Annotated in this window: 5 protein-coding genes and 1 tRNA gene; 3 read left to right on the forward strand and 3 right to left on the reverse strand. The window is 64.5% G+C overall.

Features of this window, described 5'->3' with window-relative positions:
• The 3 genes from ACZXDY_RS44440 to ACZXDY_RS44450 all read right to left on the reverse strand — a co-directional run.
• The coding region (locus tag ACZXDY_RS44440) for a xanthine dehydrogenase family protein molybdopterin-binding subunit (protein ID WP_464349826.1) at positions 1-2,012 on the reverse strand (2,012 nt) is incomplete at its 3' end.
• Positions 2,009-2,998 (reverse strand): FAD binding domain-containing protein, encoded by a 990-nt coding sequence (locus ACZXDY_RS44445; protein WP_464349827.1) that lies wholly within the window; start codon positions 2,996-2,998, stop codon positions 2,009-2,011. The genes ACZXDY_RS44445 and ACZXDY_RS44440, both read right to left, overlap by 4 nt.
• Positions 2,995-3,486: a (2Fe-2S)-binding protein gene (locus tag ACZXDY_RS44450; RefSeq protein ID WP_464349828.1), complete on the reverse strand. Its 492-nt coding sequence runs from the start codon at positions 3,484-3,486 to the stop codon at positions 2,995-2,997. The genes ACZXDY_RS44445 and ACZXDY_RS44450 overlap by 4 nt, the downstream gene beginning before the upstream one ends.
• Before the next feature lie 137 nt (positions 3,487-3,623).
• On the opposite strand from ACZXDY_RS44450, the gene ACZXDY_RS44455 reads away from it, so the two are divergent.
• The 3 genes from ACZXDY_RS44455 to ACZXDY_RS44465 all read left to right on the forward strand — a co-directional run bounded on the left by ACZXDY_RS44455 (position 3,624) and on the right by ACZXDY_RS44465 (position 5,361).
• A complete protein-coding gene (locus ACZXDY_RS44455) occupies positions 3,624-4,400 on the forward strand; it encodes a helix-turn-helix transcriptional regulator (RefSeq protein WP_464349829.1) in 777 nt (258 codons plus the stop codon).
• Positions 4,401-4,473: 73 nt separating this feature from the next.
• Positions 4,474-4,563: transfer RNA gene (locus ACZXDY_RS44460), tRNA-Ser, on the forward strand.
• A gap of 129 nt (positions 4,564-4,692) precedes the next feature.
• Positions 4,693-5,361 carry a hypothetical protein gene (locus ACZXDY_RS44465; protein WP_028169269.1) on the forward strand — a complete coding sequence of 223 codons (669 nt, stop codon included), beginning with the start codon at positions 4,693-4,695 and terminating at the stop codon, positions 5,359-5,361.
• Positions 5,362-5,576 lie beyond the last annotated feature (215 nt).

Raw genomic sequence — 5,576 nt, forward strand, 5'->3', positions numbered from 1 at the left:
ATGGCGATGTCGAATGCGGGCATGTCGGCATGAACCGGAATGAGATAGTCGGTGAACGACTTGCCGAGGATGCTGCCAGTCGCAGCATCGGTCACGGTCTGCTCATGCAACGCCATGCCGATGCCGCCGATGAGGCCGCCGATATACTGGCTCTTCGCCAGCAGCGGATTGAGGATGTGCCCGGCCGCGAAGGCGCCACAGACGCGGCGGACGCGGATCTCGCCGAGTTCGGGGTCGACACCGATCTCCACAAAGATCGCGCCATAGCCCATGCCGGTCGCGGCAAGCTTCTGATGATCGGTCGCCGGGCTCTCGCCCTCCGCCTCGAGGCCATCTGCGGCCGCACGCGCGAGCACGTCGGTGAGCCTTTCGCCGGCGTTGCCGGAGCGGCTGCGGATCATCCCGTCGGCGAATTCGAGATCCTCCGGCGGCTTGCCGCTGAGCGGCGAGGTGGCGTCTGTGGTTGCGACGCTCGCCAGCGCCGCGCGCAGTCTCGCCGTCGCCGCTTCCACGGCGGGAAAGATGCTCGCCGTGACCTGCGAGCCGCCGGAGAAGGGGCCGTCCGGCAACTCGGTGTCGCCGAGTTCGACGGTGATCTTGTCCATGGGGAGTCCGAGCGCATCGGCTGCGATCTGGCCGAGCGCGGTGTAGGTGCCCGAGCCCATGTCCTGGGTGCCGCACTGGACCAGCAGCGAGCCGTCGGCGCGCAGCGCGACGCGCGCGCGGCAGGCCTGGCGTATCGCCGGATAGAGCGTGGTCGCCATGCCGAAGCCGATTTTCCAGCGGCCGTCCTTGGTGGCCGATCGCGCACGGCGCTCGGCCCAGCCGAAACGCTCGGCGCCGACGCGATAGCATTCGCGAAGGCTGTTGCTGCTCCAGAGCCGGCCGTTCTCCTGGTCGCGATCGGCAAAATTGTCGAGGCGCAATTCGAGCGGATCGACCCCGAGCAATTCTGCCGCCTCGTCCATCGCCGACTCCAGTGCAAAGGTGCCGGGAGCCGTTCCCGGCGCACGCATCGGAACCGGCTGCGGCTCGTTGGTGCGCACGAGGCTGTGACGCGTGGTGACGTTGGGGCAGGCGTAGAGGAAGCGCGTGTAGACCGCGGTCGAGTCGGAAAATTCCGCATGTGTCGAGGTTTGGGCTACGACATCATGCTCGATCGCCGTCAGCCGGCCATCGACGAAGCCGAGCGCGAGATCTTGCGCCGTCTCCTGCCGCCGCCCGACCAGGGTGAACATCTGTGCGCGGGTCAGCTCGAGCCGCACCGGACGGTTCGTCTTTCGCGACGCCAGCATCGCCCAGAACATCCACGGCCACCACAGCTGTCCCTTGCAGCCGAAGCCGCCGCCGAGATAGCGCGACAGCACGCGGATGTCGACGGGCGGCATCTCGAACGCATGCGCGATGATCGCCCGCGTGGCGAAAATCGCCTGCGTGCAGGTGTGGACGACGACCTTGTTGCCTTCCCACCAGCAAACGACCGCATGGGGCTCCATCGGATGATGATTGTTGACGGCGGTTGTGTAGCGGCGCCGCACCACGAGCCCGGCTTCGCTCAACGCCTTCGCAGAATCGCCGCGGCGGGTCGAGGCCGGGAAACGCCCGACCATCGCCGGCTCATAGGCCTGGTCCAGCGCCTGGCCCATTTGCGTCAACGCGGTGCGCGCTGCGATCGAGGCTTGTGTCGCCTTCGCCGCTTCGCGGGCCTCCGACAGCGTAGTGGCGGCGACGAGCGCGACGGGCTGGCCGTGAAAATGAATCGCCTTCTCCCGGATCAGGGCGGTTGCTGCCGACGGCTTCAGCGATGCGGCATCTTCATGCGTGACGAGGGTAGCAAATTCCGGCAGCGCGGCGGCGCGCGATGCGTCGAGCGACTGCAATTCGCCGCAGGCGATGGGCGACTCCACGAGGGCCGCGTGCAGCAGGCCCTCGGGCATCATCTCGCCTTCATAGCGGGCCTGGCCGGTGACCTTGAGGGTGCCTTCATAGCGCGCGATGGTTCGGCTCTTCACGACTGGCCTCCGGCCGTTTGCAGGGCGCGAATGACGGCGTTGCGCAGCAAGGGGATCTTGAATGCGTTGCCTTCGAGCGGGCGCGCGCCTTCGATTGCGAGCGCGCCGGCCTCGGCGAAGGCGTGCTCCGTCGGTGCGCGACCGATCAGCGCCGCCTCGCTTTTCTCAAGTCGCCAGGGCAGTGGTGCAACACCGCCAGCCGCGAGCCGCGCCTCGGCGATGACGCCATCCTCGATGCGCAGCGCCGCCGCGACGGAGACGACGGCAAATTCGAACGAGGCGCGATCACGGATCTTCAGATAGGTCGCGTGGTTTGCGAAACGCGCCGCATTGAGCATGCGGATCGCCGTGATCATCTCCCCGGGCCGCAGAGATGAATCGGGTGCGGTGGTCTCGCCCGGCAGCGGGTAAAGCTCGGACAGTGCGAGTGCGCGTTCGCCGCTAGCACTGCTCACCACGATCCTGGCGTCAAGCGCGGCCAGCGCCACCGCGAGGTCGGACGGATGCGTGGCGACGCAGCCGGGCGAGCCACCGAACAGCACGGCATGGCGGTTCTCGCCATGTCGGGTGCCGCATCCGGACCCGGGATCGCGCTTGTTGCAGGCCAGTCCCGCATCGCGAAAATAGGGACAACGTGTCCGCTGCAGCAGATTGCCGCCCATGGTTGCGACATTGCGCACCTGTCCGCTCGCGCTCGCAAGGATGCCATCGCATACAAGAGGATAGTGCGCTTTCACCTCCGCATGGGCGGCGATGTCGCTCAGCCGGGCCATCGCGCCGATGCTGAGCGTGTCGCCGGTGCGGATAATAGTCGCAAGCGGAAGGTGCGAAATGTCGATCACGTCATGCGGCGCGGTGAGCGACGCTTTCCAGAGCGGTAGCAGATCGGTGCCGCCGGCGAGATAGGCGGCACCTGCCCTCTCGCCGCGCGCGAGCGCATCGGTGAGTTCGGCCGCGCGAATATAATTGAAGGAAGCGCTGCTCATAGCCCGCCGACCTCCGCGATCGCAGCGACGATGTTGGCATGGGCGCCACAGCGGCAGAGATTGCCGCTCATGCCTTCGCGGATGTCGTCGATCGAGCGAGAGCCCTCCGCCAGCAAGGCGATCGCGGACAGAATCTGGCCCGGCGTGCAGTAGCCGCACTGCAGCGCATCGTGCCGGATGAACGCATCCTGCAGCGGATGCAGGCGATCGGCCGTGCCGATCCCCTCTATCGTCGTCACGTCGGCCTCTCCAAAGGATGCTGCCAGCGCCAGGCAGGATGCGATCCGACGGCCCGCGACCAGCACCGTGCAGGCGCCGCAGCCGCCCATGTCACAGCCCTTCTTGGTGCCGGTGAGCCCGAGCTCGTCGCGGATCACGTCCAGCAGGGTCGCGGTCGGCGCGATCTCGCGCTCGTATCGCGTGCCGTTGATCTTTATGGACAGCGCGATGCTCTGTTTCGGAATGTTGGCGTTCGGTGATTGCGTCATGTGGTGTATGTACATCGCCGTGGCACTGGAATGTTCGGCTGCGATTATGGCAGGCTAGGGCGAAGCTGGAAGGCATGGTATTATCCTAGGATGGCAGGTCCCCCTTTGGGCGTTGTTCGAAAGATGCTGCAATGTCGGTGATCGAGAGGAGCCGCAGTGAGCTCGGGGATTTCCTGCGGTCGCGCCGTGAGAAATTGCGGCCGCGGGATGTCGGGCTTGCCGATGGACGGCGGCGGCGAACCGCCGGTCTGCGGCGCGAGGAAGTGGCCGAACTCGCCGGCATCGGCGTCGACTGGTATGTGCGCCTCGAGCAGGGCCGCTCGGTCAATCCGTCGATCACGACCATCAATGCGCTGGCCCGGGCGCTCCAGCTCAACAAGGTCGAGCACCTTCATCTCAAGGCCCTCACCCGTTCCGGCGAGCGGCGGAGTTTCCAGCAGGAGACGGTGCCGGCATCATTGCAGCGGATGATCGACGCGATGAAGCACCCGGCCTATGTGACCGGTCGCCGATGGGACCTGCTCGGCTGGAACAAGGCGGCGAACGACATTTTCGCGTTCGATCATCTCGCGAGCGAAGACCGCAACGTGCTCGTCTCCATGTTGACGCGGCCCTCGGCGCGGAAGCTGTTCGGGGCGGCCTGGGCCGATGAAGCCAAGCGCGTCGTCGCGCAGTTCCGGGCGGTGCACGATCTATGGGCCGACGATCCCGCGTTTCATGAGCTGTTGCTCAAGCTCAGGAAAGGCTGCCCGGAATTTTCGGTCTGGTGGAAAACCCACGACATCCGCGGCACGGCCGCCGGCATCAAGCGGCTGCATCATCCGAAGAAGGGCGTCGTGTCCTTCGAACATGCGAGCTTCCAGGCCAATGACGACCCGTCATTGCGGGTCGTGATCTACACGCCGGTGAAGTAGGGGGGCGGGGTTCTACTGACAGTCGCCAATTGCGGCCCCGACCACGAGGGCCTAGGCCCCCGATTTGGCGACTGGAGAGGTGGCAGAGTGGTTGAATGCACCGCACTCGAAATGCGGCATAGGTGCAAGCCTATCGGGGGTTCGAATCCCTCCCTCTCCGCCACCTGACCGAAGAGTTCAGGAAACCTCGGCAAAATGAGGCTTTCCCGCAGAGGCGGGTTTTGACCCTGTGTAGCACCCTTGTGGAGCACCCAGCATACCCCCTATGGGTCCGTCGCCCAGTGCTCTCGGAATGAATGGCCTCAAGGAAATGGGCACTTTGGTTGATGCGGCCACGATCGATATCGATCGCTTACTGAAGGAGGCGAAACCGTTTCCCGCCAAAAAGAAGTTGGAGTGGCTGCGCAAGGAAGGTGAAAAGGTCAAGCTCGCTATGGCGAAAGCTGGCCGGCGCGTACTGTACGATCCCAAAGGATACGCCGATTGGTACAAGGACAGCCGAAAGGTTCGGAAGCCATGGAAGCTCGCATGCTGGGAGGGCAACGCGAACGTTGCTGAAGCGGCGCGCCAGTTCGTCAGTAAGAATTTCGACCGATCCGGGCCGCGGGACTGGCTTAACGTCGACAAACATCAGGTACGAAAAGGCGATTGGCTCCTGTGCTTCACCTGGACAAACTCGCAGGCGCGGCGACTGAGCTGGCTGTACGTCGATCGCGTGGTTCCGGTCCAGAAGTTAGAGCATGGGGCGTACGAACAAGATTTCCCATTCCAGGCATTCCAGGCAGAAGACCCCGTCCGCTATGATGCGCCTCCATTCCATCTCGGACGTAAATTCGCCCAAGCGCTCACAAAAGCAATCAAGAAGGTGGGTGCGGCGAAGGTGGATAAATCGAACTATGCCATCCCACCTCGCGCACTACTTGACGCGCTCGCGCAGATGAGCGGCCAACGAACCAGATAGCTCCCTCAGGTACAACTGTTCGGCTCCTAGCTTGACCGGAGGTAGTTTGCCCAGAAGAAAGGAGTATGGCGCGTTGATAGGTGTAGACGGCGTCAGCGGTCTCGAAAGACCATCCTGCGCCCAAGCGTGAGGAAATGCGGGAACGCGCGACGGCAGCCCCCACGACATTTGGCATCGCGCAATCCTGGCTATGTCTTCTGCGGGTTGGCACGCAA

This window comes from Bradyrhizobium sp. LeoB3 (genome assembly GCF_055456055.1).

Coding starts and splice junctions, on each gene's coding strand:
- ACZXDY_RS44445 (WP_464349827.1), bottom strand. CDS start 2,998: ATGAGCAGCGCTTCCTTCAATTATATTCGCGCGGCCGAACTCACCGAT.
- ACZXDY_RS44450 (WP_464349828.1), bottom strand. CDS start 3,486: ATGACGCAATCACCGAACGCCAACATTCCGAAACAGAGCATCGCGCTG.
- ACZXDY_RS44465 (WP_028169269.1), top strand. CDS start 4,693: ATGAATGGCCTCAAGGAAATGGGCACTTTGGTTGATGCGGCCACGATC.